General features: G+C 66.9%; 22 protein-coding genes and 1 pseudogene. 13 read left to right on the top strand and 10 right to left on the bottom strand.

Going from position 1 to position 26576, the window contains the following annotated elements; genetic code table 11:
• The first annotated feature begins 23 nt into the window (after positions 1 to 23).
• From FAZ11_RS12930 to FAZ11_RS12915, 4 genes are read left to right on the top strand one after another with little or no spacing between them, the layout of a single operon-like run.
• Positions 24 to 578: a UPF0149 family protein gene (locus FAZ11_RS12930; protein WP_058760306.1), complete on the top strand. Its 555-nt coding sequence runs from the start codon at positions 24 to 26 to the stop codon at positions 576 to 578.
• Between the two features lie 6 nt (positions 579 to 584).
• Positions 585 to 1934: a Xaa-Pro aminopeptidase gene (pepP, locus tag FAZ11_RS12925; protein ID WP_058760305.1), complete on the top strand. Its 1350-nt coding sequence runs from the start codon at positions 585 to 587 to the stop codon at positions 1932 to 1934.
• Entirely contained in the window at positions 1921 to 3102 is a 1182-nt protein-coding gene (ubiH, locus tag FAZ11_RS12920; RefSeq protein WP_058772268.1) for a 2-octaprenyl-6-methoxyphenyl hydroxylase, read from the top strand. The genes pepP and ubiH overlap by 14 nt, the downstream gene beginning before the upstream one ends.
• 19 nt (positions 3103 to 3121) lie before the next feature.
• Complete coding sequence (locus FAZ11_RS12915) at positions 3122 to 4351, top strand: 2-octaprenyl-3-methyl-6-methoxy-1,4-benzoquinol hydroxylase (protein ID WP_058768054.1); 1230 nt, start codon at positions 3122 to 3124, stop codon at positions 4349 to 4351.
• A 5-nt stretch (positions 4352 to 4356) separates the two neighbouring features.
• On the opposite strand, the gene cysQ is transcribed toward FAZ11_RS12915, so the two are convergent.
• Both cysQ and nudE read right to left on the bottom strand, forming a co-directional pair.
• Positions 4357 to 5199, bottom strand: coding sequence for a 3'(2'),5'-bisphosphate nucleotidase CysQ (gene cysQ, locus FAZ11_RS12910; RefSeq protein ID WP_058760302.1), 843 nt, complete (start codon positions 5197 to 5199; stop codon positions 4357 to 4359).
• Positions 5196 to 5762, bottom strand: a complete 567-nt coding sequence (nudE, locus tag FAZ11_RS12905; RefSeq protein ID WP_058760301.1) for an ADP compounds hydrolase NudE — start codon at positions 5760 to 5762, stop codon at positions 5196 to 5198. The genes cysQ and nudE overlap by 4 nt, the downstream gene beginning before the upstream one ends.
• 63 nt (positions 5763 to 5825) lie before the next feature.
• On the opposite strand from nudE, the gene yrfG reads away from it, so the two are divergent.
• From yrfG to FAZ11_RS12885, 4 genes are all read left to right on the top strand, one after another.
• The gene (yrfG, locus tag FAZ11_RS12900) at positions 5826 to 6485 is read left to right on the top strand and encodes a GMP/IMP nucleotidase (RefSeq protein ID WP_058772267.1); all 660 of its coding nucleotides are present in this window, start codon (positions 5826 to 5828) and stop codon (positions 6483 to 6485) included.
• 69 nt (positions 6486 to 6554) lie between these two features.
• Positions 6555 to 7448 carry a LysR family transcriptional regulator gene (locus FAZ11_RS12895; protein WP_058772266.1) on the top strand — a complete coding sequence of 298 codons (894 nt, stop codon included), beginning with the start codon at positions 6555 to 6557 and terminating at the stop codon, positions 7446 to 7448.
• Positions 7449 to 7542: 94 nt separating this feature from the next.
• A complete protein-coding gene (gene fdhD / locus FAZ11_RS12890; RefSeq protein ID WP_058772265.1) occupies positions 7543 to 8358 on the top strand; it encodes a formate dehydrogenase accessory sulfurtransferase FdhD in 816 nt (271 codons plus the stop codon).
• A gap of 16 nt (positions 8359 to 8374) precedes the next feature.
• The gene (locus tag FAZ11_RS12885; protein ID WP_058760297.1) at positions 8375 to 10699 is read left to right on the top strand and encodes an FdhF/YdeP family oxidoreductase; all 2325 of its coding nucleotides are present in this window, start codon (positions 8375 to 8377) and stop codon (positions 10697 to 10699) included.
• Positions 10700 to 10875: 176 nt separating this feature from the next.
• Here FAZ11_RS12885 and FAZ11_RS25500 read toward each other — a convergent pair whose 3' ends face one another.
• Both FAZ11_RS25500 and FAZ11_RS25495 read right to left on the bottom strand, forming a co-directional pair.
• The gene (locus FAZ11_RS25500; RefSeq protein ID WP_420849648.1) at positions 10876 to 11592 is read right to left on the bottom strand and encodes a methyl-accepting chemotaxis protein; all 717 of its coding nucleotides are present in this window, start codon (positions 11590 to 11592) and stop codon (positions 10876 to 10878) included.
• A gap of 141 nt (positions 11593 to 11733) precedes the next feature.
• Positions 11734 to 12768: pseudogene (locus FAZ11_RS25495) on the bottom strand (methyl-accepting chemotaxis protein); the annotation flags it as partial.
• A 427-nt stretch (positions 12769 to 13195) separates the two neighbouring features.
• On the opposite strand from FAZ11_RS25495, the gene FAZ11_RS12875 reads away from it, so the two are divergent.
• Together FAZ11_RS12875 and putA are read left to right on the top strand one after the other, a co-directional pair.
• Positions 13196 to 14185 (top strand): LLM class oxidoreductase, encoded by a 990-nt coding sequence (locus tag FAZ11_RS12875; protein WP_058772263.1) that lies wholly within the window; start codon positions 13196 to 13198, stop codon positions 14183 to 14185.
• Positions 14186 to 14476: 291 nt separating this feature from the next.
• Positions 14477 to 18445 (top strand): trifunctional transcriptional regulator/proline dehydrogenase/L-glutamate gamma-semialdehyde dehydrogenase, encoded by a 3969-nt coding sequence (putA, locus tag FAZ11_RS12870; RefSeq protein WP_058772262.1) that lies wholly within the window; start codon positions 14477 to 14479, stop codon positions 18443 to 18445.
• Between the two features lie 196 nt (positions 18446 to 18641).
• Here putA and FAZ11_RS12865 read toward each other — a convergent pair whose 3' ends face one another.
• The 4 genes from FAZ11_RS12865 to FAZ11_RS12850 all read right to left on the bottom strand — a co-directional run bounded on the left by FAZ11_RS12865 (position 18642) and on the right by FAZ11_RS12850 (position 22774).
• A complete protein-coding gene (locus FAZ11_RS12865) occupies positions 18642 to 19616 on the bottom strand; it encodes a serine/threonine protein kinase (RefSeq protein WP_058772261.1) in 975 nt (324 codons plus the stop codon).
• A 110-nt stretch (positions 19617 to 19726) separates the two neighbouring features.
• Positions 19727 to 21616, bottom strand: coding sequence for a PhoX family protein (locus FAZ11_RS12860; RefSeq protein ID WP_058772260.1), 1890 nt, complete (start codon positions 21614 to 21616; stop codon positions 19727 to 19729).
• A gap of 65 nt (positions 21617 to 21681) precedes the next feature.
• The gene (locus tag FAZ11_RS12855) at positions 21682 to 22419 is read right to left on the bottom strand and encodes a ComF family protein (protein WP_058772259.1); all 738 of its coding nucleotides are present in this window, start codon (positions 22417 to 22419) and stop codon (positions 21682 to 21684) included.
• A gap of 58 nt (positions 22420 to 22477) precedes the next feature.
• Positions 22478 to 22774, bottom strand: a complete 297-nt coding sequence (locus tag FAZ11_RS12850) for a hypothetical protein (protein ID WP_058760287.1) — start codon at positions 22772 to 22774, stop codon at positions 22478 to 22480.
• Between the two features lie 113 nt (positions 22775 to 22887).
• Here FAZ11_RS12850 and FAZ11_RS12845 point away from each other — a divergent pair, with 113 nt between their 5' ends.
• Together FAZ11_RS12845 and FAZ11_RS12840 are read left to right on the top strand one after the other, a co-directional pair.
• Positions 22888 to 23589, top strand: coding sequence for an alpha/beta fold hydrolase (locus tag FAZ11_RS12845; RefSeq protein ID WP_058772258.1), 702 nt, complete (start codon positions 22888 to 22890; stop codon positions 23587 to 23589).
• A gap of 71 nt (positions 23590 to 23660) precedes the next feature.
• Positions 23661 to 24248, top strand: a complete 588-nt coding sequence (locus FAZ11_RS12840) for a cupin domain-containing protein (RefSeq protein ID WP_081319968.1) — start codon at positions 23661 to 23663, stop codon at positions 24246 to 24248.
• Here the strand turns inward: FAZ11_RS12840 and FAZ11_RS12835 are convergent.
• Positions 24245 to 24667 carry a DUF1810 domain-containing protein gene (locus tag FAZ11_RS12835; protein WP_058772257.1) on the bottom strand — a complete coding sequence of 141 codons (423 nt, stop codon included), beginning with the start codon at positions 24665 to 24667 and terminating at the stop codon, positions 24245 to 24247. The genes FAZ11_RS12840 and FAZ11_RS12835 overlap by 4 nt on opposite strands.
• Before the next feature lie 71 nt (positions 24668 to 24738).
• The gene (locus FAZ11_RS12830; RefSeq protein ID WP_058772256.1) at positions 24739 to 26073 is read right to left on the bottom strand and encodes an MFS transporter; all 1335 of its coding nucleotides are present in this window, start codon (positions 26071 to 26073) and stop codon (positions 24739 to 24741) included.
• 163 nt (positions 26074 to 26236) lie between these two features.
• Here FAZ11_RS12830 and FAZ11_RS12825 point away from each other — a divergent pair, with 163 nt between their 5' ends.
• The gene (locus tag FAZ11_RS12825; RefSeq protein ID WP_058772255.1) at positions 26237 to 26560 is read left to right on the top strand and encodes a thioredoxin family protein; all 324 of its coding nucleotides are present in this window, start codon (positions 26237 to 26239) and stop codon (positions 26558 to 26560) included.
• Positions 26561 to 26576: the final 16 nt, after the last annotated feature.

The raw sequence follows: 26576 nt of genomic DNA, 5'->3' as shown, positions 1-26576 counted from the left end.
AGCCAGCACCTCACCTCGACGCCATGTCCAGCTCAGCATCCGCCTACGCCGCCTTCGCCACCCTGCTCGCCGAGGCTGCCCTGCCGGTCTCGCCCGCCGAACTCCATGGTCACCTGCTCGGACGGGTCTGCGGCGGTGCGGGCTTCGATGAGAATGACTGGCTAGCTGCGGCCAGTGAACTGCTCGGGGGCGCCCCGAGCGAGCGCCTGCAGGCGGCGCTGTCGGGTCTGCTCGGCATGGTGCAGCAGGAATTCGCCGGCCAGCAGGTGGCCCTGGTGCTGCTGCTGCCACCGGACGAGACGCCGCTGGCCGAGCGTACCGCGGCCCTGGGCCAGTGGTGCCAGGGCTTCCTGGCCGGCTTCGGCCTATCGGGGCGTACTGGCGAGGTCTCCGGGGAGGCCCGCGAGGTACTCGAGGATCTGGCCGCCATTGCTCAGATCCAGGAGCCGGCCGAGGAAGGTGAAGAGGGCGAGAACGACTTCATGGAAGTGACCGAGTACCTGCGCGTGGCGCCCTTGCTGCTCTACGGCGAGTACGGTCGCGGCCCCATTCCCGAACCGGCTCCCGTGGTGCACTGAGCGGCCATGCCGCGGATCCACAAGGCTGAATTCGCCCGGCGCCGACGTGCGCTGATGGCCGAGATCGGCAGTGGCGGCATCGCCTTGCTGCCGGCCGCGCCGGTGTGCCTGCGCAATCGCGACATCGAGCAGCCTTACCGCCAGGACAGCGATTTCCAGTACCTCACCGGCTTTCCCGAGCCCGAAGCCCTGGCCGTGCTGATTCCAGGCCGCGCCCACGGCGAGTACCTGCTGTTCTGCCGTGAGCGGGACGCGGAGCTGGAGCGTTGGGAAGGCCGGCGCGCCGGCCAGGAAGGGGCACTGGCCGACTATGGCGCGGACGATGCCTTCCCCATCGGCGATCTGGACGACATCCTGCCGGGCCTCTTGGAAGGTCGCGAGCGGGTCTACTACGCCATGGGCGCCCACCCGGAATTCGAGCGGCAACTGCTCAACTGGATCGAACTGATCCGCGCCAAGGCCGACCAGGGCGCCTCGCCGCCGCGGGAGCTGCTGGCGCTGGATACCCTGTTGCACGATAGCCGGCTGTACAAGTCGGCCGCCGAGGTGCGGCTGCTCAAGGCCGCCGCCGAGTTGACCTGCGCCGCCCACCTGCGGGCCATGCAGGCCTGTCGACCGGGGCTGCGCGAGTATCATCTGGAGGCGGAGTTGGACTACTGCTTCCGCCAGGGTGGGGCGCGGCTGGCGGCCTATGGCTCCATCGTCGCGTCCGGTGCCAATGCCTGCATCATGCATTACCAGGCCAACGATGCCGCGTTACGCGACGGCGAGCTGGTGCTGATCGATGCCGGCTGCGAGCTGGACTGCTATGCCAGCGACGTGACCCGCACCTTTCCGGTCAACGGGCGCTTCTCGCCGGAGCAGCGGCAGCTGTACGACATCGTGCTGGAGGCCAACCAGGCCGCCATCGCCTGCGTGGCGCCTGGACGCCACTGGAACGAACCCCACGAGGCCACGGTCAGGGTGATCACCGCGGGGCTGTTGGCTCTGGGCCTGCTCGCCGGCGAACTGGATGAACTGATCGAAACCGGCGCCTGTCGTGACTTCTACATGCATCGCGCCGGCCACTGGCTGGGGTTGGATGTGCACGACGTCGGCGAATACCGTATCGGCGACCAGTGGCGGATGCTGGAACCGGGCATGGTGCTGACCGTGGAGCCCGGCCTGTATATCCCGACGGATGCCGAGGTGCCGCGCAAATGGCGGGGCCTCGGTATCCGTATCGAGGACGAGGTACTGGTGACGCGCCAGGGTTGCGAGGTGCTGACCGCCGGCCTGCCCAAGGCGGCCGCGGAGATCGAAGGCTTGATGGCGGCCGCGCGCGACCGCCGGGAGAACGCTCATGCAACGTCCTGATATCGCCATCATCGGCGGCGGCCTGGTCGGCGCCAGCCTGGCTCTGGCCCTGCAGGCCGGCGCCAAGGCGCGCGGTTGGCGCATCCTGCTGGTGGAGCCCTTCGCCCCCGGCGATACCTACCAGCCCAGCTACGACGCCCGTTCCTCGGCGCTGTCCTACGGCTCGCGGCTGATCTACCAGCGCCTGGGTGTCTGGGACGCCCTGGCTGAGCATGCCGAGGCGATCCGCGAGATCCAGGTCTCCGATCAGGGCCGCTTCGGCGTGACCCAGTTGCTCGCCCGCGACGAGAACCTGCCGGCGCTGGGCTACGTGGTGGAAAACGCCTGGATCGGCCAGGTGCTGTGGCAGGCGCTGGATCGCGAGGTGGTGGACTGGCGCTGCCCGGCCGAGGTGCGCCGGCTCACCGCCATCCCCGACGGCTATCGCCTGGAACTGGACGACGGCGCGACGCTGGAGTGTGGCCTGGTGGTGCTGGCCGATGGCGGACGCTCGGCGCTGCGCGAGGCCCTCGGTATCGAGGTGCGGCGGACGGTGTACGAGCAGACCGCGCTGATCGCCAACGTCTCCACCAATCTCGGCCATGGTGGGCGCGCCTTCGAGCGCTTCACCCCCCATGGCCCCCTGGCGCTGCTGCCGCTGCCGGGCCAGCGTAGCGCCCTGGTCTGGACCCAGCCGGACAGCGAGGCCCTGCGACTGCAGCAGGCGCCGCAGGCAGTCTTCCTCGCCGAACTGCAACGCGCCGTGGGCTATCGCCTGGGCAGCTTCACCCAGGTCGGTACCCGCCATGCCTATCCGCTGACGCTCTTGGAAGCCAATGAGCAGGTGCGGCCACACCTGGTGGTGCTGGGCAATGCTGCCCACAGCCTGCACCCCATCGCCGGCCAGGGTTTCAACCTGTCCTTGCGCGATGTGGACAGCCTGGCCGAGTGCCTGCTGGAGAGCAGCACGGCCCCCGGCGACTTCGCCGTCCTGCAGGAATACCTGCAGCGTCAGCGCCTGGACCAGCAACTGACCATCGGCTTTTCCGATCGCATCACCCGGCTGTTCTCCAACAGCCGGCCCTGGCTCAGTGCCGGACGCAACCTGGGCCTGGTTGGCCTGGAGTTGTGCCCACCGGCCAAGAGTGCCTTCGCCCGCCAGGCCATGGGCCTGGGTACCCGTCCCTGACCTGCGAGGAGAAACGAGCATGCTGACCCATGCGGATCTGGTGATCGTCGGTGCCGGCATGGTCGGCAGCGCCCTGGCCCTGGCCCTGGCCGACAGCGGCCTGTCGGTGGTGCTGCTCGACCGCGGCCCGCTCAAGCCCGGGGCGGTCGAAAGCGATCTGCCCTTCGAACCCCGGGTCAGCGCCCTGTCGCTGGCCAGCCAGCGCATCCTCCAGCGCCTCGGCGCCTGGGATGGCATCCTGGCGCGCCGCGTCAGTCCCTACCAGGCGATGCACGTCTGGGACGGCTCCGGCACCGGCGCCGTGCATTTCGATGCGGCCAGCGTGCATGCCGAGGTGCTCGGCCATATCGTCGAGAATCGTGTGGTGCAGGATGCCCTGCTCGAACGTCTGGCCGAGGCCAACGTCCTGCTGTTGCCCGAGGCACGGCTGGAATTGCTGCGTCGCTCGGGCGATCAGTGGCTGGTGCAACTGGCTGGCGACCGCCAGATTCGTGCCCCGCTGGTGGTGGCCGCCGATGGCGCCACCTCGGCGGTGCGCCGTCTGGCCGGGCTGGAAACCCGCGAGTGGGACTATCTGCACCATGCCATCGTCACCAGCGTGCGCTGCGCCGAGTCGCACCAGCGCACCGCCTGGCAGAGATTCACCGACGATGGCCCCCTGGCCTTCCTGCCGCTGGATCGCGGTGGCGACACCCAGTGGTGCTCCATCGTCTGGTCCTGCACGCCCAAGCAGGGCGAGCGGCTGATGGCGCTGGACGATGCGGCCTTCTGCCAGGCCCTGGGCGAGGCCTTCGAGCATCGGCTGGGAGAGGTGGAATGCAGCGATACGCGGCTGTGCATCCCGCTGCGCCAGCGGCACGCCAAGCGTTATGTGGAACCGGGCCTGGCGCTGATCGGCGATGCCGCCCACGTCATCCATCCACTGGCTGGGCAGGGCGTCAACCTGGGTTTTCTCGATGCCGCGGTGCTGGCCGAAGAACTGCGCCATGCCCAGGCGCGCGGTGAAGCCATCGCCGAACAACGGGTGCTGGAACGCTACGAGCGTCGGCGTATGCCGCACAACCTGGCGATGATGGCGGCCATGGAGGGCTTCCAGCGGCTGTTCCAGGACGATCGCCTGCCGCTGCGCTGGCTGCGCAACGCCGCGCTCAAGCAGGTCGATCGCCATTTCGAGGCCAAGGCGCTGTTCGTGCGCCGCGCCCTGGGGTTGTCCGGCGATGTGCCGGAGCTGGCCAAGGTGGTGGCCTAGCGGCCTCAGGCCTCGCCCAAGGACCCGGCTAGCTTCAGCACTTGCTGCCGCCAGGCGGCCTCGCGGGGCAGGGCGAGGAAGTGCGGGTTGAGGAAGGATTCGCGCATTTCGTAGGTGAGGGGCTGGCCGTCCAGGGTCAGCACCTCGCCGCCGGCGCCTTCCAGTACCCCCTGGGCGGCGGCGGTGTCCCACTGGGAGGTGGGGGCGAGGCGCGGATAGAAGTCGGCCTTGCCCTCGGCCAGGAGGCAGAACTTGAGCGAGCTGCCGACGCTGACCAGCGTGGGTTCGCCCACCGTGTTGCCCAATTCATCGAGCAGACGTTGCTGGGTCGGGCTGCTGTGACGGCGACTGGCGACCACGGTGAAGGCCTCTTCCGGCTGGTTGCGCACACCGATCTCGATGCCGTCCTCGCCCTGGATGCGGAAGGCGCCCAGTTCGCGGCCGCCGCTGAAGCAGACGTCGCGGGTGGGAATGCCGACTACGCCGAAGATCACCTGACCCCGTTCGACCAGGGCGACGTTGACGGTGAATTCCTCGCTGCCGTCGATGAATTCCTTGGTGCCGTCCAGGGGATCGACCACCCACCAGACGTCCCAGGCACTGCGCACCGCGAAGGGGATGTCGCAGGCCTCTTCAGACAGCACCGGCACGTCCGGCGTCAGGCGCGCCAGGCCCTCGGCCAGCACGCGGTGAGCGGCGAGGTCGGCGGCGGTCACCGGCGAGTCGTCGCTCTTCTGCCGCACCGCCACGCCCTGGCGCCAATGCGGCAGGATGGCCGCGCCGGCCTGGCGTACCAGATCGATGACGTTGAGCACCAGGGGCGCGGTGATGGAAACGGGAGCCATCATGCCGGCAATTCTCCGCGTTGGGTGAGCAGGTCGCGCACCAGATAGAGGGCGGCCAAGGCGCGGCCTTCGGAAAAGCGCGGATTCTGCACCAGTTGCGACAGTTCGCGCAGGTCGACGCTGCTGACCTCGATGGGTTCGGGCTCATCGCCCGGCAGGCGCTCGGGATAGAGATCGCGAGCCAGTACCACATGGATGCGCTGGCTCATGTAACCGGGGCTCAGCGACAGGGCGGTAAGGTATTCCAGCTTATGGGCGCCGAAGCCGGCTTCTTCCTTGAGTTCGCGATTGGCGGCGTCGAGGATCTCTTCACCCGGCTCCACCAGCCCCTTGGGCAGGGACAATTCGTAGTCTTCCACGCCGCCGCAGTATTCCTCGATGAGCAGGGCGCGGTGGGCGTCCGGCATGGCCACCACCATCACCGCGCCATGGCCGGTGCCCTTGTTGGCCAGGCGCTCGTAGGTGCGCTCCTCGCCGTTGGCGAAGCGCAGCTGCATCTCCTCGACGGTGAACAGACGGCTTTTGGCCACGATCTGCCGGGCGAGGACAGTGGGTTTCTGGCGCATGGACGGCTCCTGGGCTGGGCGGACGGGTATGATAACCCGCCTGTTATATGATCCGGAGTCACCATGACCCCTCTCGACTGGAGCCGTATCGACACCGTGTTGCTGGACATGGACGGCACCTTGCTCGACCTGCACTTCGACAATCATTTCTGGCTGGAGTACCTGCCGCAGCGTTATGCCGAGCGGCACGGCCAGTCCCTGGCGCTGGCCAAGGCCGAGCTGGAGCCGTTGTTTCGCAGCCACCAGGGCAAGTTGACCTGGTACTGCCTGGACTTCTGGAGTGCCGAGCTGGGCTTTTCCATGCGTGAGCTCAAGGAAGAGATCGCCCACCTGATCGCCCTGCGACCGGACGCCGATACCTTCCTGGCCGCGCTGCAGCGTGCCGGCAAGCGCGTGGCGCTGATCACCAACGCCCACCGCGATTCCCTGTCGCTGAAGCTGGAGCGTATCGAGCTGGCGCCCTATTTCGATCGCCTGATCAGCTCCCACGACTACGGCTTCCCCAAGGAAGAGCAGCAATTCTGGCACGCCCTGCAGGCCGACTTTGCCTTCGATCCGGCGCGCACCCTGTTCATCGACGACAACCTGCCGATCCTGCGCAGCGCCCGTGATTATGGCGTCGCTCACCTGCTGGCGATCCATGAGCCGGACAGCCGCCGCGGGCCCAAGGACAGCGAGGAGTTCGACGCGGTGCGGGATTATCGGGAGATACTGCCCGCTTGAAGAAAGACCCTCACCCCGGCCCTCTCCCAGGGGGAGAGGGGGTACAGCAGGCGAGCGTGGAGTAGATCGGTGGATATCAAGCAACTGCGCTTTCTCATCGCCCTGGACGAGACGCGTCACTTCGGCCAGGCGGCGGCGCGCTGCCATGTGACCCAGCCGACCCTGTCCATGCGTCTGCGCGGCCTGGAGGACGAACTGGGCGTCGAGCTAGTGCGCCGTGGCCAGCGCTTCGAGGGCTTCACCGAGGCTGGTCAGCGCATCCTCGCCTGGGCGCGGACCCTGATGGCCGCCCACGATGGGCTCTATGCCGAGGCCCAGGCCTTCCAGGGACAGTTGGTGGGTACGCTGCGGGTCGGCCTGGTGCCCCTGGCCAGCTTCGATCCCATGCCGCTGCTGCAGCACCTGCGCCAACTGCACCCCAAGCTGCATTTCCAGCTGCAGGTGCTGAGTACCGAGCGCATCCTCGAAGCGGTGGCCAGCAATCGCCTGGAACTGGGCATCTCCTACCTGGAGCACCTGGACCCGGCCCGCTTCGACAGCCTCACCCTGACCGAAACCCGCATGGGACTGCTCTATGACGAGCGCCATTTCACCTTCGACCAGACGGCGCTGGATTGGCAGGCGGTGGCCGGGCTGCCGCTCGGATTGCTGACCGGCGCCATGCATTTCCGTCAGTCGGTGGACCATGGCTTTCGCAGCCTCGGACTGACGCCGCAACCGGTGCTGGAGACCGATGCCGTCTATCTGCTGCTGCAGGCGGTCAACGCCGGGCTGTGCTGCGCCGTGGTGCCCCTGGCCGGTGGTTTCGACCGCCTGACGCCCCATGCGCGGCTGATCCCCATCGATACGGCCCGTACCCTGACGCCGCTGGGCCTGCTCATTCGTCGGACCGAACCCCGACTGGCGGTCGCCGACGCCTGCTTCCAGGCGATCAAGGCGCTCTATGCCGAGAGTGATAGATAGGGCTTATCAAGGCATTGGGCATAGCGATTAGACGCCCTGGGGTCCGCTGGTTAATCTTTGATCTGTGTCAAACCGCCGCAGGTCGTTTTCCGCCATGTCCCAGGATTCGCCAGATCCCGTCGCCCCGCTGCCCGCCGGCTATGCCTTCGCCGAGCTGGAGCAGCCCGCCGTGCGTGGCGAGCAGCCGCTGGCCGAGGAAGTGGCGCTGGCCATCGCCTACAACGGCATCAGCCATGCGGTGATGATGGCGACCCCGGCCGACGTGGAAGACTACGTGGTCGGTTTCAGCCTCAGCGCCGGTATCGTCGATGCCATCGACGACATCTATGGCATCCAGGTGCGCCGGGTTGGTGAAGCCTTGAATGTCGACGTCGAGATCAGCAGCCGCACCTTCTGGGCGCTCAAGCAGCAGCGCCGCCAACTGGCCGGTACCAGCGGCTGCGGGCTGTGCGGGGTCGAGGCCCTGGAGCAGGCGCTGCCGCAGCTGGATCGGCTGCGCAAGGTGCCGCTGCCACCGGCCGCCCACCTGCACGACCTGCGTCAGCGCATCGATGCCGCCCAGGACCTGGGCCAGCGCAGTGGCGCGGTGCATGCCGCATTGTTCATCGACGGCCAGGGCGAACTGACCCTTTGCCGCGAGGACATCGGCCGGCACAACGCCCTGGACAAGCTCATCGGCGCCCTGCTGCGCCAGCGCCAACCGGTGCGCGAAGGCTGTGTGGTGGTCACCAGTCGCTGCAGTCTCGAACTCATCCACAAGGCGGTGCGCGCCGGGCTCGCCACCCTCATCACCCTGTCGGCTCCCACCGGGCTGGCCGTGGAATGGGCGCGCCGCCATCGTCTCAACCTGATCCATCTGCCACACCGGTCGCCGCCGCGGGTCTATGCCCCGGCACCGGTGGCCCCTTGATCCCACGGGAATCGCCATGAACAAACCTCAGCAGTCCTTCAAACCCTATCAAGGCCCCGCCGCCGGCTGGGGCGCCCTGAAGAGCGTGGTGCACTTCTGGCTCGACAGCGGTAACGCCTTCAAGAATCTGCGTACGCTGCTCAAGACCAACCAGGACCACGGCTTCGACTGCCCCGGCTGTGCCTGGGGCGAGGCGCCGGAAAACGGCCTGGTGAAGTTCTGCGAGAACGGCGCCAAGGCGGTCAACTGGGAGGCCACCAAGCGCCGCGTCGATGCCTCCTTCTTCGCCCGCCACAGCGTGACCTCGCTGCTGGAGCAGAGCGACTATTGGCTCGAATACCAGGGCCGGCTCACCGAGCCGCTGCGCTACAACGCCGCCACCGATCGCTACGTGCCCATCGCCTGGGAGGAGGCCTTCGCCCTCATCGCCAAGGAGCTCAAGGCGCTGGCCAGCCCGGATGAAGCCGAGTTCTACACCTCGGGGCGTGCCAGCAACGAGGCCGCCTTCCTCTATCAGCTGTTCGTGCGCGCCTATGGCACCAACAACTTCCCAGATTGCTCGAACATGTGCCACGAGGCCAGCGGCGTGGGTCTGGGCCGCAGCATCGGCGTCGGCAAGGGCACCGTGACCTATCACGACCTGGACGAGGCCGACGCCATCTTCGTCATCGGCCAGAATCCCGGCACCAACCACCCGCGCATGATCGAGACCCTGCGCAACGCGGTGAAGCGGGGCGCCCAGGTGGTCTGCTTCAACCCGCTCAAGGAGCGCGGCCTGGAGCGCTTCCAGCATCCGCAGAGCCCGCTGGAGATGCTCACCAACGACTCGCGGCCGACCAACACCGCCTATTTCCGCCCGGCCCTGGGTGGCGACATGGCCGCCCTGCGCGGCATCGCCAAGTACCTGCTGCAGTGGGAGCGCGAAGCGGCGGCCAAGGGCGCCAAGCGCGTCTTCGATCACGATTTCATCGCCGCCCATACCCTCGGCGTGGACGACTACCTGGCCCAGGTGGACGCCACCTCCTGGGAGTTGATCGAGCGCCAGTCGGGGTTGTCGCTGCACGAGATCGAGCAGGCCGCGCGCATGTACGTGAAGGCCGAGAAGGTCATCATCTGCTGGGCCATGGGCGTCACCCAGCACCGCCACTCGGTGGCCACGGTGCAGGAGATCGCCAACCTGCAACTGCTCTGCGGTCATATCGGTCGGCCCGGTGCCGGTCTCTGCCCGGTGCGCGGCCACAGCAACGTCCAGGGTGACCGCACCATGGGCATCGACGAGAAGGCCCCGGCCTGGCTCAGCGACGCCCTGGCCAAGCGCTTCGCCTTCGAGCCGCCGCGCAACCGCGGCCACAACACCGTGGAGGCCATCGCCGCCATGGAGCAGGGCCAGGCCAAGGTCTTCATCGGGCTGGGTGGCAACTTCGCCCAGGCCACCCCGGACACGCCGCGCACCCACAAGGCGCTGCGCAAGTGCAACCTGACCGTGCACATCGCCACCAAGCTCAACCGCAGCCACCTGGTGACCGGCCGCCAGGCGCTGATCTTGCCCTGCCTGGGGCGTACCGAGCTGGACGTGCAGAAGGGCGGCAAGCAGGCCATCACCGTGGAAGACAGCTTCAGCATGGTGCACGCCTCGGCCGGCATCCTGAAGCCGCTGTCGTCGCAGATGAAATCCGAGCCGGCCATCGTCGCTGGCATCGCCAAGGCCACCCTGGGTAATCATCCGGTGGACTGGGACTGGCTGATCGAGGATTACGACCGCATTCGCGAGCTGATCGCCGACGTCATTCCCGGCTTCCAGGACTTCAACGCCCGGCTGCAGGCTCCCGGTGGCTTCTACCTGGGCAACAAGGCCGGACGCCGCGAGTGGAACACCGCCAGCGGCAAGGCCAACTTCGCCGCCAATGCGCTGCTGCATGACCTCTTGCCGGAGGCGGTCCGTCGCCAGGGCGTCAAGCCGGACCTGATCCTGCAGACCATGAGATCCCACGACCAGTACAACACCACCGTCTACAGCCTGGATGACCGCTATCGCGGCGTGAAGGGCCAGCGCGACGTGGTCTTCGTCAACCAGGCCGATCTGGATCGGCTGGGCGTGGCAGCGGGCGAAAAGGTCGATCTGGTGGCGCTGTGGGACGACGGCGTGGAGCGGCGAGTGCGCGGCTTCACCGCCCTGCCGTTCGACATCCCGGTCGGCCAGGCTGCCGGCTACTACCCAGAGACCAATCCGCTGGTGCCCCTGGAGAGCTACGGCGAGGGCAGCTTCACGCCCACCTCCAAGTTCGTCGCCATCAAGGTCGAGAAGGCCAGCGCCGGCAACCGTATCGCCTCGGTGGCCTGACCGGGGTGGGCTGCACTCTCGATGGGGAGGGCAGCCATGCAGCGTATCGATACCTCATTCGGCGAGGAACCGGCGCGTTGCCGACCCCTCGCCATCCTGGCTGGACGGAAACCATTGGACGCCTGGCTGGCCGCGGTTGCAGGTACAAGCGCCCTGACCGCGGTCGCTGGCTGAATCTAGGCGACCTTGAAGCGCGACGCCAACTCCTGCAGTTGCAGGCTCAGGCGCGCCAGCTCGCTGCTGGAGCGGGCGGTTTCCGCGCTGGCGGCCGCGGTCTGGTCGGTTACCTCATGAACCTTGACCACGCTGCGACTGATGTCTTCCCCGGCTGAACTCTGTTGCTCGACCGCGGCGGCGATCTGTTCGTTCATGGACTGGATCTCGTCCACCGCGTTGCTGACGCTGCCGAGCATGACGCCGGCCTGGCGGCTCAGGTCGACGCTGCTGGCGGTCAATTGGATGTTGCGCTCGAGGGCCGTGCTCATCCGATCGGTGCTGTCGTGAAGGCTGCCGATCAGGGTGGCGATCTCGTCGGTAGAGGAGCGGGTCCGCTGTGCCAGGCCGCGAACCTCGTCGGCCACTACGGCGAAGCCCCGGCCCGCTTCGCCGGCGCGGGCAGCTTCGATGGCGGCGTTGAGCGCCAACAGGTTGGTCTGGTCGGCGACGGCCTTGATCACGTCCAGCACCCCGCCGATGCGGTCGGCGTCCTGCTTCAGTGACTCCATGGTGATCTGGGTCGTGTCTACCTCCTGGGCCAGATCCTCGATCTGGCCGACCACCTGGCCGACCGTCAGGTTGCCCTCGCGGGTCTTGAGCGCCGCCTCGCGCGCAGCCGTCGAGGCCTGGCCGGCGTTGCGCGCCACCTCGCCGATGGTGGTGCTCATCTGATGCATGGCGGTGGCGATCTGCTCGGTCTCGACCTTCTGCGCCGTGGCGCCGGCACGGGTCTGCTCGGTGATGGCGGAAAGCTCCTCGGCGGCGCTGGCCATCTGCACCACGCCGTCGCGGAGTTCGCGGATCAGCTCGCGTAGATTGCCGGTCATGCGCTGCATGGCGCTCTGGAGCACGCCGAGCTCGTCCTGGCGGGTAACCGTGACCTGGGCGGTCAGATCACCGCTGGCGACCTGTTCGGCCAGACGGATCGTCTCGCGCAAGGGCAGGACGATGGAGCGGGTGATGATCCAGGCCGTGGCCAGGCTGAGGGTGATGATGGCGAGCAGCCAACCCAGCAGCGAATATTGAGCGCTGCTCATGTCGCCCTTGCGGAGTTCGCTTTGGTAGGTCTTGAGCTCGTCGGTAATACCTAACAGCTTCTCGATGGTCTGATCGAGCGTGTCGCGCGCTTCGGTCGCCTTGGTCTGCAGTTCGACCTGCCGATCAAAGTATTGGGAGTAACCTTGGATTCCGCTCCTCAGCGTCGCGACCTGCTCCGCGGGTAGCAAGCTATCCAGATCCTTCAGCTCAGTCTGGGCTTGGTCGAGGCTCTGCCTGACGCGCTTCTCCTGAGTGGCGCCGGGGCTGGTCCGGTAAGAGCGCAGCTCCAGGCGCATCCGCTGGCTGGCCGCGAAGAGTTCGCTGAGTTGCTGCTGGCTTCCCGGATGTTCTGCATCGCTCTGAGTACCCATCAGGGTCTTGAGCCGTTCCGTGAGTTCATCGCCGATCTGGGTTCCTGCTTCGCGACTCTTGCGCTGCTCTACCGAGAGCGCTACCCGATCCTGTTGCACAACCCGGTAACGCTTGAGCAGCTCTTGCGCTTGCCGGGTGAGTTCCTGGTTGCGCGGTGATCTCGACGCCGCGGCGACGCTCTGCAGTTCGTTGGCCAGGCGGTCCGAGGCCTTCAGCCACTGGGCAGCCTGCTCCGGGGTGTCGTCCAGGATGAATGCCTGGCTTTGGATGCGCATGTCCCGACTGTAGAAACCCAGCAGGTCGATCGTCTCGATACGCGAACTGCGCCGGTTCAGGGAATCGAGTCCACTCCAGCCACTGTAGGCGACGAGCAGCGTAGGAATGATGAGCAAGGCAAAACCGGCGAACAGCTTCGAGCGGACACTTATATTTCTGAAGCGCATTAGAAAACCCTGGCTGCAATACCGCAGTCGGTAAGAATTGATTCAACAGTGATCTTTGAATAGATAGGATAATTGTGAACCGTGTCAATAAATATCGACTTGCTTTTTTATTAGCGTGTTTTTAAGGCGAGATTTCCGTAGAACTCAAGTGTCGCGTTTGGAGTAATTTCATTGATTACAATGTTTTAGATGTTTTTTTGATTTACCTAATTTTTTGGGGATTTTTTTAAGTATTACTAAATAGGGAATGAGAAGCTGCTGTCGGCTAATGGCGGCTTATGCAAAGGTCTGATAGGCCGCTTGATGCTCCGTCGTGTCGTGTATGAGTCGAAAGTTGACAGTGCTGACTAGTCAGGTAACCAATCGAACCCGGTAGTGGGGCTAGACTCCATAGAGAAGCCCCGTATCCCTTCCGCAAGGAATCCCCATGTCCACCACGGAGCGTCGCCGCGCCTTTTTCCAGCATCCGGGCTTCTCCCGCCTGTTCGCGCCAGGGCGCCTGACTCTGGGTTTCCTGCTGCCGCTGGAAGGCTATCCCGACGATCCCATGCCGACCCTGCGCGACCATGCCCGCCTGGCGCGACTGGCCGATCAGTTGGGCTTCGCCGCGCTCTGGGCACGCGACGTACCCTTCTACGATCCGGGCTTCAACGATGCCGGGCAGGTGTTCGATCCCTTTACCTATCTCGGTTATCTCGCGGCCATTACCCAGGACATCACCCTGGCCACCGGCAGCGCCGTCATCACCCTGCGGCATCCGCTGCACCTGGCCAAGATGGCGGCCTCAGTCGACCAGCTCAGTGACGGGCGTCTGGTGCTGGGGGTGGCGTCCGGCGATCGGCCGGTGGAATATCCGGCCTTCGGCCTGGAAAGCGAGTTCGAGCGGCGTGGCGAGCGCTTTCGTGACGCCTTCGAGATGTTTCGCCTGGCGGGCGAGACCAACTTCCCGCTGGGTGAATTCCGCCGTTTCGGTGATCTGCAGGGCGTGGCCGACCTGGTGCCCAAGCCGGTGCACGGCCGTATCCCGGCGCTGGTGACCGGGCGCAGCCGGCAGACGGTGGACTGGATCGCCGCCAAGGCCGATGGCTGGTTCTACTACTTCGTGCCCGCCGAGCACGTACCGGCGCTGACCCGGGTGTGGCGCGAGGCGCTCGACGAGATCGGCGGACGTGAGCTGTTCAAGCCCTTCGCCCAAGGCTTGTTCTTCGAACTGGCCAGCGACCCGGCTCAGCCACCGCGGCCGATCCATGCCGGGCTCTCCTGTGGTCGCCGGGCGCTGGTGGACTATCTCGGTCAGTTGCAGGAGGCGGGGGTCAATCACCTGGCCCTCAACCTGAGGCCATCGCGCCGGCCGGTCAGTGAGATCGTCCAGGAGCTGGGCGAATTCGTCCTGCCGCATTTCCCTTCATTGGGATGAACAATCCACCGGGGCGCCTTGGCTCGCTGCCGGTTCGGTGTGAAGTGAGGTAACACTTGCCTGGCTAACGATTTCACGCCGCCGCGATGTCTTCAGACGGCACACTGCGAGGCGCGGTTGGACCCCGTCGCAACCCTGGCCTGATCTCTGCATAGTTTTGCGATCTGTTACTCCGGCTCTAGTGCAACCTGATCGGCGGTAGAACTCCATGGGTTGCACCTGGTTGCACTTTTCTTTCGGGCGGCGCTAAGCTGCGCCGAATTCGACGCCTTCTTGCTTGAGGATCTGCGCATGGCCACCACTACCACCCTGGGCGTAAAGCTCGACGAAGCCACCCGCGATCGCCTCAAGGAAGCGGCTCGTCGTATCGACCGGACGCCCCACTGGCTGATCAAGCAGGCCATCTTCACCTACCTGGAAACCCTGGAAAGCGGCGCGACCCTGGCCGATCTGCAGGGCATCGCCCAACGCCTGGCCGAGGGTGACAACGAAGCCGTCGAGGCACTGGCCGATCCGGTCTACCAGCCGTTCCTGGAATTCGCCGAGAGCATCCTGCCGCAGTCGGTGCTGCGCTCGGCCATCACCGCGGCCTATCGCCGTCCGGAAGAAGAGCTGCTGCCGCTGCTGTTGGAGCAGGCGCGCCTGCCCGCGGCCCAGGCCAAGGCCACCCATGAGCTGGCCCACCGCATCGCCGAGAAGCTGCGTAACGCCAAGGGTGCAACCGGGCGCTCCGGGATGGTGCAGAGTCTGCTCCGCGAGTTCTCGCTGTCGTCCCAGGAGGGCGTCGCCCTGATGTGCCTGGCCGAGGCCTTGCTGCGCATCCCCGACAAGGGCACCCGCGATGCCCTGATCCGCGACAAGATCAGCACCGGCAACTGGCAACCGCACCTGGGCAACAGCCCCTCGCTGTTCGTCAACGCCGCTACCTGGGGCCTGCTGCTGACCGGCCGCCTGGTGTCGACCCACAACGAGGCCGGCCTCACCAGCTCGCTCAATCGCCTCATCGGCAAGAGCGGCGAGCCGGTGATCCGCAAGGGCGTGGACATGGCCATGCGCCTGATGGGCGAGCAATTCGTCACCGGCGAGACCATCGCCGAGGCCCTGGCCAACGCCAGCAAGTTCGAGGCGAAGGGCTTCCGCTACAGCTACGACATGCTCGGCGAGGCGGCCCTGACCGAAGCCGATGCCCGCCGCTACCTGGCCTCCTACGAGCAGGCCATCCACTCCATCGGCAAGGCTTCCCACGGCCGTGGCATCTACGAAGGCCCCGGCATCTCCATCAAGCTCTCGGCGCTGCATCCGCGCTACAGCCGCGCCCAGTACGACCGGGTGATGAGCGAGTTGTACCCGCGCCTGCTGGAGCTGACCCTGCTGGCCAAGCGTTACGACATCGGCCTGAACATCGACGCCGAGGAAGCCGATCGCCTGGAAATCTCCCTGGACCTGCTGGAGCGACTGTCCTTCGAGCCGCAACTGGCCGGTTGGAACGGCATCGGCTTCGTCATCCAGGCCTATCAGAAGCGCTGCCCGCTGGTGATCGACTACCTGATCGACCTGGCCAAGCGCAGCCGGCGCCGGCTGATGATCCGCCTGGTCAAGGGCGCCTACTGGGACAGCGAGATCAAGCGTGCCCAGGTGGAAGGCCTGGAGGGCTATCCGGTCTATACCCGCAAGGTCTACACCGACGTGGCCTACCTCGCCTGCGCGCGCAAGCTGCTGGCGGCGCCGGAATCCATCTATCCGCAATTCGCCACCCACAATGCCCATACCCTGGCGGCCATCTATCAAATGGGCGGGCAGAACTACTATCCCGGCCAATACGAATTCCAGTGCCTGCACGGCATGGGCGAGCCGCTGTACGAGCAGGTGGTGGGCAGCGTCAAGGACGGCAAGCTGGCGCGGCCGTGCCGTATCTACGCCCCGGTGGGCACCCACGAGACGCTGCTGGCCTACCTGGTCCGCCGTCTCCTGGAAAACGGCGCCAACACCTCCTTCGTCAACCGTATCGCCGACCATTCCATCTCGCTGGACGAGCTGGTGGCCGATCCGGTGGTGCAGATCGAGCAGCAGTCCACCAGCGAAGGTGGTATCGGTCTGCCGCATCCGCGCATTCCTCATCCGAGCGCCCTGTACGGTGCCGAGCGCCGCAATTCCAGCGGCCTGGACCTGTCCAGCGAACACCGCCTGGGCTCGCTGTCCGCCGCCCTGCTGGCCAGTGGCAACACCGCCTGGGAAGCCCGTCCGCTGCTGGGCCGGGCCAGTGAGCCGGCGATTCCCCAGCCGGTGCTCAATCCGGCGGATCGCCGCGACCGCGTTGGCCAGGTGAGCAACGCCACCCGTGCCGACGTCGATATCGCCCTGGAAGAAGCCCTGGCCGCCGCGCCGATTTGGCAGTCCACGCCGCCCGAGCAGCGCGCCGCCGCCCTGGATCGCGCCGCCGAGCTGATGGAGGCGCAGATCCAGCCGCTGATGGGCCTGCTGGTCCGCGAAGCCGGCAAGACCTACGCCAACGCCATCGCCGAGGTGCGCGAGGCGGTGGACTTCCTGCGCTACTACGCCGCCCTGGTGCGTCGCGACTTCGCCAACGACAGCCACCGCCCGCTGGGGCCGGTGGTCTGCATCAGCCCCTGGAACTTCCCCCTGGCCATCTTCAGCGGCCAGATCGCTGCGGCCCTGGCCGCTGGCAATACCGTGCTGGCCAAGCCGGCCGAGCAGACCCCGCTGATCGCCGCTCAGGCCGTGCGCCTGCTGCTGGAAGCCGGTATTCCCGAAGGCGTGCTGCAACTGCTGCCGGGCGAGGGCGGGACCATCGGCGCCGCTCTGGTCAACGACGTGCGGGTCAAGGGCGTGATGTTCACTGGCTCCACCGAGGTGGCGCAGATACTGGCGCGCAACATCGCCGGCCGCCTGGACGCCCAGGGCCGGCCGATTCCGCTGATCGCCGAGACCGGCGGCCAGAACGCCATGATCGTCGACTCCTCGGCGCTGGCCGAGCAGGTGGTCACCGATGTGGTCGCCTCCGCCTTCGATAGCGCCGGCCAGCGTTGCTCGGCCCTGCGCGTGCTCTGCGTGCAGGACGACGTGGCCGATCGCGTGCTGGAAATGCTCAAGGGCGCCATGGCCGAATGCCGGCTGGGCAACCCGGAGAACCTGGCCATCGACATCGGCCCGGTGATCGACGGCGAGGCCAAGGCCACCATCGACAAACATATCCAGACCCTGAAAGGCAAAGGCCGGCGGGTACACCAAGGCGGTCGCGTGGAAGGCGATGCCATCCACCGCGGCACCTTCGTCATGCCCACCCTGATCGAGCTGGAGAGCCTGGCCGAGCTGGGTCGCGAGGTCTTCGGTCCGGTGCTGCACGTGGTGCGCTACGCTCGCAAGGACTTGGACAAGGTCATCGACCAGATCAACGCCACCGGTTACGGCCTGACCTTCGGCGTCCATACCCGCATCGACGAGACCATCGCCAAGGTGGTGGAGCGCGCCCATGCCGGCAACCTCTACGTCAACCGCAACATGGTCGGCGCGGTGGTCGGGGTGCAACCCTTCGGTGGCGAAGGCCTCTCGGGCACCGGCCCCAAGGCGGGTGGTCCGCTGTACCTCTATCGTCTATTGAGTACCCGTCCCGACGGTGACCCCGCCGTGGCCCTGGCCAAGGGCAGCACCGGCGAGACCGAATGGCAGGTGCGCGAGACACTGCGCCAGCAGGCCGGCAACCCGCTCGCGGCGCTGCAGGACTGGGCCAAGCAGCAGGGGCTGAGCGAATTGGAGCAAGCCTGCAGCCGCTTCGCGGAAGAATCCCTGAGCGGCCTGACCCGCCTGCTGCCCGGCCCGACCGGCGAGCGCAACAGCTACAGCCTGCTGCCGCGCAGCCGGGTGCTGTGCCTGGCGGCGGACGAAAGCGATCTGCTACTGCAACTGGCGGCGGTCATGGCCGTGGGCAGCACCGCCCTGGTCGAGGAGGGCCACAAGGCCACCCTCAATCGCCTGCCGCAGGCGGTACGGGCGCGAGTGCAGGTGGCAGCCGACTGGCGCAAGGACGAGGTTGCCTTCGAAGCCGTCCTGCACCACGGTGATTCCGACCAGTTGCGCCAGGTCTGCCAGCAGGTGGCCAAGCGCAACGGTCCCATCGTCGGCGTCCAGGGCCTGGCCCGCGGCGAAACCGCCATCCCGCTGGAGCGCCTGCTCATCGAACGCGCCCTGAGCGTGAACACCGCGGCGGCGGGAGGCAACGCGAGCCTGATGACTATCGGTTAAGAGTACGGCTCTGTTGGGCTGCGACGATGGAGCCGTTTCAGCCCAACCTACGTGGCGGATCGCGGCCATGCCGGTGCGCCGTAGCGACCGCTCCTACGGCGGCATCCGTGCCTGTAGGAGCGGTCCATGGCCGCGACAGATGTTCAACCTTGGCCTCGTAGCCTTTTCCACGCGTCTGCCCAGGAACAGGCAGACCCTAGAACAACCTGAGCGGCGCCTCGTCCAGCGCGGCGCGCTGCTCGCGCAGGGTGAGGATCTGGTCGCCCCAGTAGCGTTCGCTGCCGAACCAGGGAAAGCTCTTGGGAAAGGCTGGATCGTCCCAGCGGCGTGCCAGCCAGGCGCTATAGTGCATCAGGCGCAGGGTGCGCAGGCCCTCGATCAGCGCTAGCTCGCGCGGTTGGAAGTCGTGGAATTCCTCGTAGCCGTCCATCAATTCGGAGAGCTGCGTCAGGCGCTCCTGACGGTCGCCGGCCAGGAGCATCCACAGATCCTGCATGGCCGGGCCGTGGCGGCAGTCGTCGAGGTCGACGATGTGGTAGGCGTCGTCGCGACAGAGCAGGTTGCCCGGGTGGCAGTCGCCGTGCAGGCGGATGAGGTCGTAGCTGACGCCCTCGAAGAGTTCGTCGAGCCGCAGCAGTAGGTCGCGCGCCACCGATTCATAGGCGGGCAGCAGGCTCTTGGGAATGAAATCGCCAGTCAGCAGCGTATCCAGGGAGGCATGGCCGTAGCCCTGCACATCCAGCGTTTCGCGGTGCTGGAAGGGGCGGCTGGCACCTACGGCATGCAGGCGACCGAGTAACTGGCCGAGCCGGTGCAACTGGTTGAGATCGCCCGGCTCGGGCGCCCGGCCGCCGCGGCGGGGGAAGAGCGCGAAGCGAAAGCCGGCGTGGTTGAACAGTGTCTGGCCATCGCGCTGCAACGGGGCGACCACCGGTACCTCGTGCTCTTCGAGTTCAGCGGAAAAGGCATGCTCCTCGAGAATGGCCGCGTCGCTCCAGCGATCCGGCCGATAGAACTTGGCGATCAGCGGGGTCTCGCCTTCGATACCGATCTGATAGACGCGGTTTTCATAGCTGTTGAGCGCCAGGACCCGGGCATCGCTGAGATAGCCCAGGCTTTCGACGGCGTCGATGACGAGGTCGGGGCTCAGATTTTCGAACGGATGAGACATGGCGCGCTCCTCGGTCACGGGGGACGATGGCGATTGCCACCCTACATCCGGGAGATGCTAGCGCATGCCCGAACCCCATGGCGAAGGCTCGGGCACTATCTGCCCGCCGGTCAGGCGCCGATCACCCCGCCGTCTTCGCGGGTGATGACCATCACCGACGAGCGTGGCTGGCCGTTCGGCTGTTGTTCCGGGAACTGGGACCCCCCTTCCTCTCCCGGATGCTGGATGCCGACGAACATCGTCTTGTAGTCCGGCGAGAAGGCCAGGCCGGTGACCTCGCAACCCACCGGGCCGACCATGAAACGGCGCATCTCGCCGTTGCGCGGATCGGCGCAGAGCATCTGGTTGTTGCCCATGCCCTCGTAGTCGCCCTTGTTGCTGTACTTGCCGTCGGTAAGCACCCACAGCCGGCCAGCGGCGTCGAAGCCCAGGCCATCGGGGCTGTTGAACATGTTCTCGGCATTGATCTGCTGGGAGCCGGCCTCCGGCTTGCCCGGGTGTACCTTGGGGTTGCCGGCGATGACGAAGAGGTCCCAGTCGAAGGCCTGGGAAGCGGCATCGTCGCCGTCTTCCCGCCAGCGCACGATCTGGCCATAAAGATTGTTGGCGCGGGGGTTGGGGCCGCCTACCGGCATGCCGTCCTCGCCGCGCTTGGTGTTGTTGGTCAGGGTGCAGTAGACCTGGCCGTCCTTGGGGCTGACCGCGATCCACTCGGGCCGGTCCATGCGCGTGGCGCCGACCTGGCTGCCGGCCTGGCGGGCATGGATGAGCACCTCGGCTTGGCTGGCGAAGCCATTGGCGGCGGTCAGGCCGTTCTCGCCGTGCACTAGCGGCAACCATTGGCCGCGGCCCTTGGGGCGGTTCGGGTCATGGTCGCCCTCGTCGAAGCGAGCGACATAGAGGGTGCCGTGGTCGAGCAGGTTGCGATCGGCCTTGGGGTCGTTCTGGAGGCGATCGCGGCTGACGAATTTGTAGATGAACTCGCCGCGCTCGTCGTCGCCCATGTAGACCACCACGCGACCGTCACGGGTGCGGGTGACCGCGGCGTTCTCGTGCTTGAAGCGCCCCAGCGCGGTGCGCTTGACCGGCTTGCCCTCGGGGTCGAAGGGGTCGATCTCGGTGATCCAGCCGTGGCGATTGAGTTCGTTGGGATTCTGCGCCAGATCGAAGCGATCGTCGTGCAGGTGCCAGTCGTTCTCCACGCTGGCGTGCTTGACGCTGTAGCGCTTCTGGGCGGCGTCGAATTTCAGGTTGGCGTCGCGACTGCCGAAGACGTCGGTGAAGTTCTCTTCGCAGGTCAGGTAGGTGTGCCAGGGCGTGGCGCCGCTGGAGCAATTCTGGAAGGTGCCCAGCACCTCGCGTCCAGCCGGGTCGGCGGTAGTCTTGAGCAGGTCGTGGCCGGCAGCCGGACCGCTGACGGCGATGGGGGTATTGCCGTGGATGCGTCTGTTATAGGGCGAGCCCTGGACGAAATGCCACTGGCCGTCCTTGCGACGTACCTCGATCACCGAGACACCCTCGGCGGCCTGGGCCTTGCGGGTATCTTCCAGCGATTTGGGCGGCGTGCCATGGCTGAGCAGATAGCGATAGTTGGTGTATTCGTTGTTGATCGCCATCAGCGCCCGCTCCGGATCGTCCGGGAAGGGAAAGAAGGCCATGCCGTCGTTGTTATCGCCGAATTGGACTTCCTGGTCGGCAGCGCTCGGGCTGCCGTCGGGGCGGAAGGCCGGGCCGTCGGTGTGCAGCGGCTGGCCCCAGCTGATGAGTACGCTAGCGCGATAGCCGGGCGGTACCACCAGGGTGTCGGCGGTGGAAGCCGGGAGGTTGGCGAAGCCGATCAGCGGGTCGCCATTGGCTGCACTCACCGCGTCGGCGAGGGCGCTACGGCCGAGCAGGCCGCCGCCGAGGAACAGCGCAGCCCCTGCCAGGGCTCCGGCGCCGATGAAGCGGCGGCGACTGAGATGGACGAGGCGTTCGAGATCGGTCTGTTCGCTGTGCATGCTTAAGGTTTCCTTAAGGGGTGCAGGCGAGCCTAGTCAGACTGAGTGACGTTTTGGTGACACCGCTACTCGCCGGGTGGCGGCGTCCGGGCCAGGCAATAGACATCGACCCGCCGGACACCGGCACGCTTGAGCAGGCGCGCCAGGCTATCCGCGGTGGCCCCGGTAGTCAGGACGTCGTCCACCAACGCCACGTGGCGACCGGCCAGCTCGGCCTCATCCAACAGGGCGAACGCCTGCTTGAGATTACGCCGACGTTCGCCAGCGGTCAGGCCCTGCTGGCTGTGCTGTTCCTGCACACGCTGTAACATCTTCGCGTTCACCGGCAGGTGCAGGGGCTTGGCGAGCCAGCCGGCCAGCAGGGCGGCCTGGTTGAAGCCGCGCTGACGCAGGCGCTGGGGCGACAGCGGAACCGGCAGCAACAACTCCGGGCGCGGCTGGCCTTCGTCGAACAGGTGCTGCAGATGCCGCGCTAGCAGTGCCCCGGCCAGGCGGCCGTGACTGCCGCGGTCGCGATGCTTGAAGCCGTTGATCAGGCTGTCGACCGGAAAGGCATAGCGCCAGGGCGCCAGCACCTGGTCGAAGGCCGGCGGTTCGGCCAGGCAGCCGCCGCAGATAAGTCCGTCCACCGGCAGTGGCAGGGCGCAGCACTGGCAGTGCGACCCGAGCCAGGGCAGCTCGCTTTCGCAGCCTTCGCATAGGGCGAGCCCAGGCGGTAGCCAAGCGCCGCACAGGGTGCAGGCCGTTCCGGGGCGCAGACGCTGCCAGTGGCGCTGGAGATAGCGGTAGACGGGGTTGGACATGCCGGCATCCGTGCCGTGAAGAGTCCCTACTGTGCCAGGCCAAGGCCTGGGCTACCAGTCAACCGCGGATCAGCCAGCTCATCACCATCAGGCCGAGGATCAGCCAGATGATGCCGCCCACCACCGAGCGCGCCATGAAGGCCCGTACCGCGGCGTAGAGCAGCAACAGGCCGATGGCCAGGACCACGAAGCTGATGTAGGAGTCGTCCATGCCGATGGAGCGGGCCATGCCATGGAGAAAGTCGTGCACGGCATCGGCGATACCGCCCAGGACCGAGCCGAACAGGTCGATGATGAAACGGATGACTTGGCCGAGCGCCGCGCCGAGCCAGTCGAAGAAACCTTCAGTACGCATGGATGTTTCCGAGTCCTTGGCAATGTCCCTTGGAACCTGCAAAGCCCGCCGGGTTCGCCAGCGATCCACGCTACACTGCGCGTTTTCCGCCTCGCCCTTCAAGTCTCTGCGAAATGACAGCCACCCCCGCCTTGCCTCTGGTTCTGCTCCCCGGCCTGCTGTGCGACGACCGTCTCTGGACCACCCAGGCGGCCGACCTCGCCGCTACCTGTTCCGTGTCTATCCCCGACCTCACCCGTGACGCCAGCATCGCCGCCATGGCCCAGCGAGTGCTGGCCGAGGCGCCGCCGCGCTTCGCCCTGGGCGCCCTGTCCATGGGCGGTTATGTCGCCTTCGAGATCCTGCGCCAGGCCCCGGCGCGGGTGGCGCGGCTGGCCCTGTTCGACACCATGGCCAGTCCCGATGGCGAGACGCGCGCCGCCCAACGCCGCGCCATGCTCGAACTGGCCGAGCGCGGGCGCTTCCTCGGCATCAGCCCGCAGCTCCTGCCCCGCTTGATCCATGCCTCGCGGCTGGGCACCCCGGTGGCCGATACCGTCCTGGCCATGGGCAAGGCGGTGGGTAAGGACGCCTTCCTGCGCCAGCAACAGGCGATCATCGACCGCGTCGATTCGCGGCCGACCCTGGCGCAGATCCAGGTGCCCACCCTCATCGTCGTCGGCGCCCAGGATCAGCTCACCCCGCCCGCCGAGGCCGAGTTGATGCACCAGGGCATCCAGGGCTCGCGCCTGGTGGTGCTGGACGACTGCGGTCACCTGCCGCCGCTGGAGCTACCGGAGCGGACCACGGCGCTGTTGCGGGAGTGGTTGGCCTAGTCACCTGGTCGGGGTGGGTGAACCCTGCCGCCAGGCGGGCCTCCATTGGCAAAGCCCTGGAGCAGCGCGCCATGCCTCGTCGCCCACCCCTGTCCATCCTGTCCCTGTTGCTGGGCCTCGCCCCCACGGCCGTCGCTCTGGCCGCGCCAGCGGGCCATGGCCAGCCCGAGCAACTGCACTTCACCGATGACGGGGTCATCCCCAACAGTCGCCTGCCGGTGCTGCTCTACCGCCAGGTGCCCCTGGATGGTGCCGACCGCGCGGCGGCCCTGGAGCGGCTGTTCGCCGACCATGACTGGCCACCGCAGTGGCGCTATGGCGTCTACGATTACCATCACTATCACCCCAATGCCCACGAGGTACTCGGCGTGGCACAGGGCCAGGCGACCTTGCGGCTGGGCGGTGAACAGGGTCAGGACGTGACCGTGGCGGCTGGCGATGTGGTGGTACTGCCGGCGGGCACCGGTCACCGCAGCCTGGAAGCCAGTAAGGACTTTCTGGTAGTGGGCGCCTATCCACCGGGCCAGGAAGACTTCATCACCCAGCGCGCCGATCCCGCGGCCCATGCCCGCGCGCTGGAGCTGATCGCCCAGGTACCCTTGCCGACGACCGATCCGGTGACTGGTCGTGATGGCGCGCTACCCGAACTCTGGCGCTAACAAAGCCGTGTCAGGGCGGCCTCGTCCGGCTGGCCGGCGAAAAAGGTCTTCAGCGCCTGGCGAAAGGGTTCGGGATCTTCGGCCACGGCGGCGAAGAGGGTAAGGCTGGAATGGAACTTGAGATCGTCCGGCGGCCCGAACAGGGCCGTGGCGGACAACTCTGGATGTTCCAGCGCCGCGGCAGTGATCTCGCGCAGGCGCGGGCCCAGGACGGGGTGCGCCAGGTAGGCGCTGGCCTCGTCGCGAGAGGCGATGGCGTAGCGCTGCGCCGTCTCGCTACGACCGAGCCCGGCGATCTGTGGAAAGACGAACCACATCCAGTGGCTGCGCTTGCGGCCGGCACGGATCTCCGCCAGGGCGGTGGCATAGGTGGTCGCCTGGGCATCGATGAAGCGTTGTAGATCGGGGGAGGCGGGCATGGGGGAAACTCCGGGCCTTTTGCCTATCGGCAGGCCGGCCCGGAGGAAGTGCCGGCGATGAGACGAGCGGTCTAGCCGCGCACCGCGCGGTAGCCGGTCTCGCCGCCCTCGGCGATCTCGTCCAGATCGACCCGCGAGGTTTCCGGCAGGCTCAGGCCGCCGACCAGGCCGAGCAGGGCGATCAGGATCAGATAGAGCGCTGGCGAGAGGTTGCTGCCGGTGGCGCCGATCAGCCAGGTGGCCATCAGCGGGGCGGTGCCGCCGAAGATGGTGTAGGCCAGGTTGTAGGTGATGGCGCCGGCGGTGTAGCGGGTGCGGGTTGGAAAGACCTCGCTGAGCAGCGGTGCCGTCACCACGTTGCACAGCACCGCACCGGCGCCCAGCAGCAGGCAACCCAGCAGAGCGCTACCGAACTGGCCGCTGCTGGCCAGCAGCAGCGCCGGATAGACGCCCACCGCCAGCACCAGGCTGGCCAGCACGGTAGTCAGGCGACGCCCGATGCGGTCGGTGACGCGCCCGAGCAGCGGGCAGGCAGCCGCGGCGGCGAACAGACTGATCAGGCTGATGGCCAGCGCCGCGGCGCGGTTGAAGCCGCCGGCCACCTGCAAGTAGGTGGAGAAGTAGGTGGTGAACATGTAGAAGGACAGGGCCGTCAGCGAGATGAAGGCGCCCAGACGCAGAATGGAGCGACCCTGCAGCCGTAGCGTCTCGCCTAGAGGCGAATGGCTGACCTCATGCTCGGACTCCAGCGCCTGGAAGGCCGGCGTCTCGTCGAGTTTGAGGCGCAGGTAGAGGCCGATCAGGCCCAGCGGGGCGGCGGCCAGGAAGGGGATGCGCCAGCCCCAGTCGGCCATGGCGGCGGAGCCCAGCAATAGGTCCAGGCCCCAGGCGGTCAGGGCCGCGCTGGCGAAGGCCAGGAAGGTGGAGACCGGCACGAAGCTGCCGTAGCGCCCACGCCGATCACGCGGCGAATGCTCCATCACGTAGGCGCAGGCACCGGCGTATTCACCACCAGCGGAAAAGCCCTGGGCGCAACGGATCGCCGTCAGCAGGATCGGCGCCCAGATGCCGATGGTGGCGTAGCTGGGCAGGATACCGATCAGGGCGGTGGCGCCGGCCATGATCAGGATGGTCAGCGCCAGGGTGCGCTTACGGCCGATGCGATCCCCGAGCAGACCGAAGACGATGCCGCCCAGGGGGCGGAAGGCGAAGGCCACGGCGAACACGGCGAAGGTCTTGAGCAAGCCGGCGGTCGCATCGCCACTGGGGAAGAAATGCGCCGCGAGCAGGGTGGCGAGAAAGCCGTAGAGGGCGAAATCGAACCATTCGACGAAATTGCCGATGGAGGCGGCGGAGATGACCTTGCGCAGGGTGGCGGGTGAAACAGGAGTCGCTGTCTGGCTCATGGCGGGCCTCAGGAGAAGAAAGGAGACGGAGGCAGAAGGGAGGCGCCTTGTTATGGTTGTGGGATCGGGGCGTACCGCAGGATCGACGCTAGCCCTTTTCGCGTGACCGAGCAGTCCCCGCAACGACTTGTCCACCGTTGGAACCGACTTCAGGAGCTGTCCAATGCCCATGACCTCCGACTATGCCGCCCAGGAGCCCGCTCGGGCCGACGTCGATGCCTTGCCCGGCGTGACCCTCGTCGAGTTCGGTGCGCCCTGGTGCGGCTATTGCCGCGCTGCCCAGCCGCTGCTCGCCACGGCGCTGGGGGAGTACCCCACCGTGCGCCATCTCAAGATCGAAGATGGCTCCGGGCGACGTCTTGGTCGCTCCTTCCGCGTCAAGCTCTGGCCCACGCTGATCCTGCTCAAGGACGGCCAGGAACTGGCGCGACTGGTGCGCCCGAATACGCTGGTAGCGCTGACCGAGGCCCTGGCTCTGGCGGACTGACCGGTCGTTCCGCTCG

The organism is Pseudomonas rhizoryzae (assembly GCF_005250615.1).
GTDB lineage: Bacteria > Pseudomonadota > Gammaproteobacteria > Pseudomonadales > Pseudomonadaceae > Chryseomonas > Chryseomonas rhizoryzae.
Note: the sequence above shows the minus strand (reverse complement) of the source record. Positions and strands in the feature narration are given on the sequence as shown.

What these genes read in the sequence shown, in the direction of transcription:
- FAZ11_RS12930 (WP_058760306.1), top strand. Translation starts at nt 24, where the DNA reads ATGTCCAGCTCAGCATCCGCCTACGCCGCCTTCGCCACCCTGCTCGCC.
- pepP (WP_058760305.1), top strand. Translation starts at nt 585, where the DNA reads ATGCCGCGGATCCACAAGGCTGAATTCGCCCGGCGCCGACGTGCGCTG.
- ubiH (WP_058772268.1), top strand. Translation starts at nt 1,921, where the DNA reads ATGCAACGTCCTGATATCGCCATCATCGGCGGCGGCCTGGTCGGCGCC.
- FAZ11_RS12915 (WP_058768054.1), top strand. Translation starts at nt 3,122, where the DNA reads ATGCTGACCCATGCGGATCTGGTGATCGTCGGTGCCGGCATGGTCGGC.
- cysQ (WP_058760302.1), bottom strand. Translation starts at nt 5,199, where the DNA reads ATGATGGCTCCCGTTTCCATCACCGCGCCCCTGGTGCTCAACGTCATC.
- nudE (WP_058760301.1), bottom strand. Translation starts at nt 5,762, where the DNA reads ATGCGCCAGAAACCCACTGTCCTCGCCCGGCAGATCGTGGCCAAAAGC.
- yrfG (WP_058772267.1), top strand. Translation starts at nt 5,826, where the DNA reads ATGACCCCTCTCGACTGGAGCCGTATCGACACCGTGTTGCTGGACATG.
- fdhD (WP_058772265.1), top strand. Translation starts at nt 7,543, where the DNA reads ATGTCCCAGGATTCGCCAGATCCCGTCGCCCCGCTGCCCGCCGGCTAT.
- FAZ11_RS12885 (WP_058760297.1), top strand. Translation starts at nt 8,375, where the DNA reads ATGAACAAACCTCAGCAGTCCTTCAAACCCTATCAAGGCCCCGCCGCC.
- FAZ11_RS25500 (WP_420849648.1), bottom strand. Translation starts at nt 11,592, where the DNA reads ATGCATCAGATGAGCACCACCATCGGCGAGGTGGCGCGCAACGCCGGC.
- FAZ11_RS12875 (WP_058772263.1), top strand. Translation starts at nt 13,196, where the DNA reads ATGTCCACCACGGAGCGTCGCCGCGCCTTTTTCCAGCATCCGGGCTTC.
- putA (WP_058772262.1), top strand. Translation starts at nt 14,477, where the DNA reads ATGGCCACCACTACCACCCTGGGCGTAAAGCTCGACGAAGCCACCCGC.
- FAZ11_RS12865 (WP_058772261.1), bottom strand. Translation starts at nt 19,616, where the DNA reads ATGTCTCATCCGTTCGAAAATCTGAGCCCCGACCTCGTCATCGACGCC.
- FAZ11_RS12860 (WP_058772260.1), bottom strand. Translation starts at nt 21,616, where the DNA reads ATGCACAGCGAACAGACCGATCTCGAACGCCTCGTCCATCTCAGTCGC.
- FAZ11_RS12855 (WP_058772259.1), bottom strand. Translation starts at nt 22,419, where the DNA reads ATGTCCAACCCCGTCTACCGCTATCTCCAGCGCCACTGGCAGCGTCTG.
- FAZ11_RS12850 (WP_058760287.1), bottom strand. Translation starts at nt 22,774, where the DNA reads ATGCGTACTGAAGGTTTCTTCGACTGGCTCGGCGCGGCGCTCGGCCAA.
- FAZ11_RS12845 (WP_058772258.1), top strand. Translation starts at nt 22,888, where the DNA reads ATGACAGCCACCCCCGCCTTGCCTCTGGTTCTGCTCCCCGGCCTGCTG.
- FAZ11_RS12840 (WP_081319968.1), top strand. Translation starts at nt 23,661, where the DNA reads ATGCCTCGTCGCCCACCCCTGTCCATCCTGTCCCTGTTGCTGGGCCTC.
- FAZ11_RS12835 (WP_058772257.1), bottom strand. Translation starts at nt 24,667, where the DNA reads ATGCCCGCCTCCCCCGATCTACAACGCTTCATCGATGCCCAGGCGACC.
- FAZ11_RS12830 (WP_058772256.1), bottom strand. Translation starts at nt 26,073, where the DNA reads ATGAGCCAGACAGCGACTCCTGTTTCACCCGCCACCCTGCGCAAGGTC.
- FAZ11_RS12825 (WP_058772255.1), top strand. Translation starts at nt 26,237, where the DNA reads ATGCCCATGACCTCCGACTATGCCGCCCAGGAGCCCGCTCGGGCCGAC.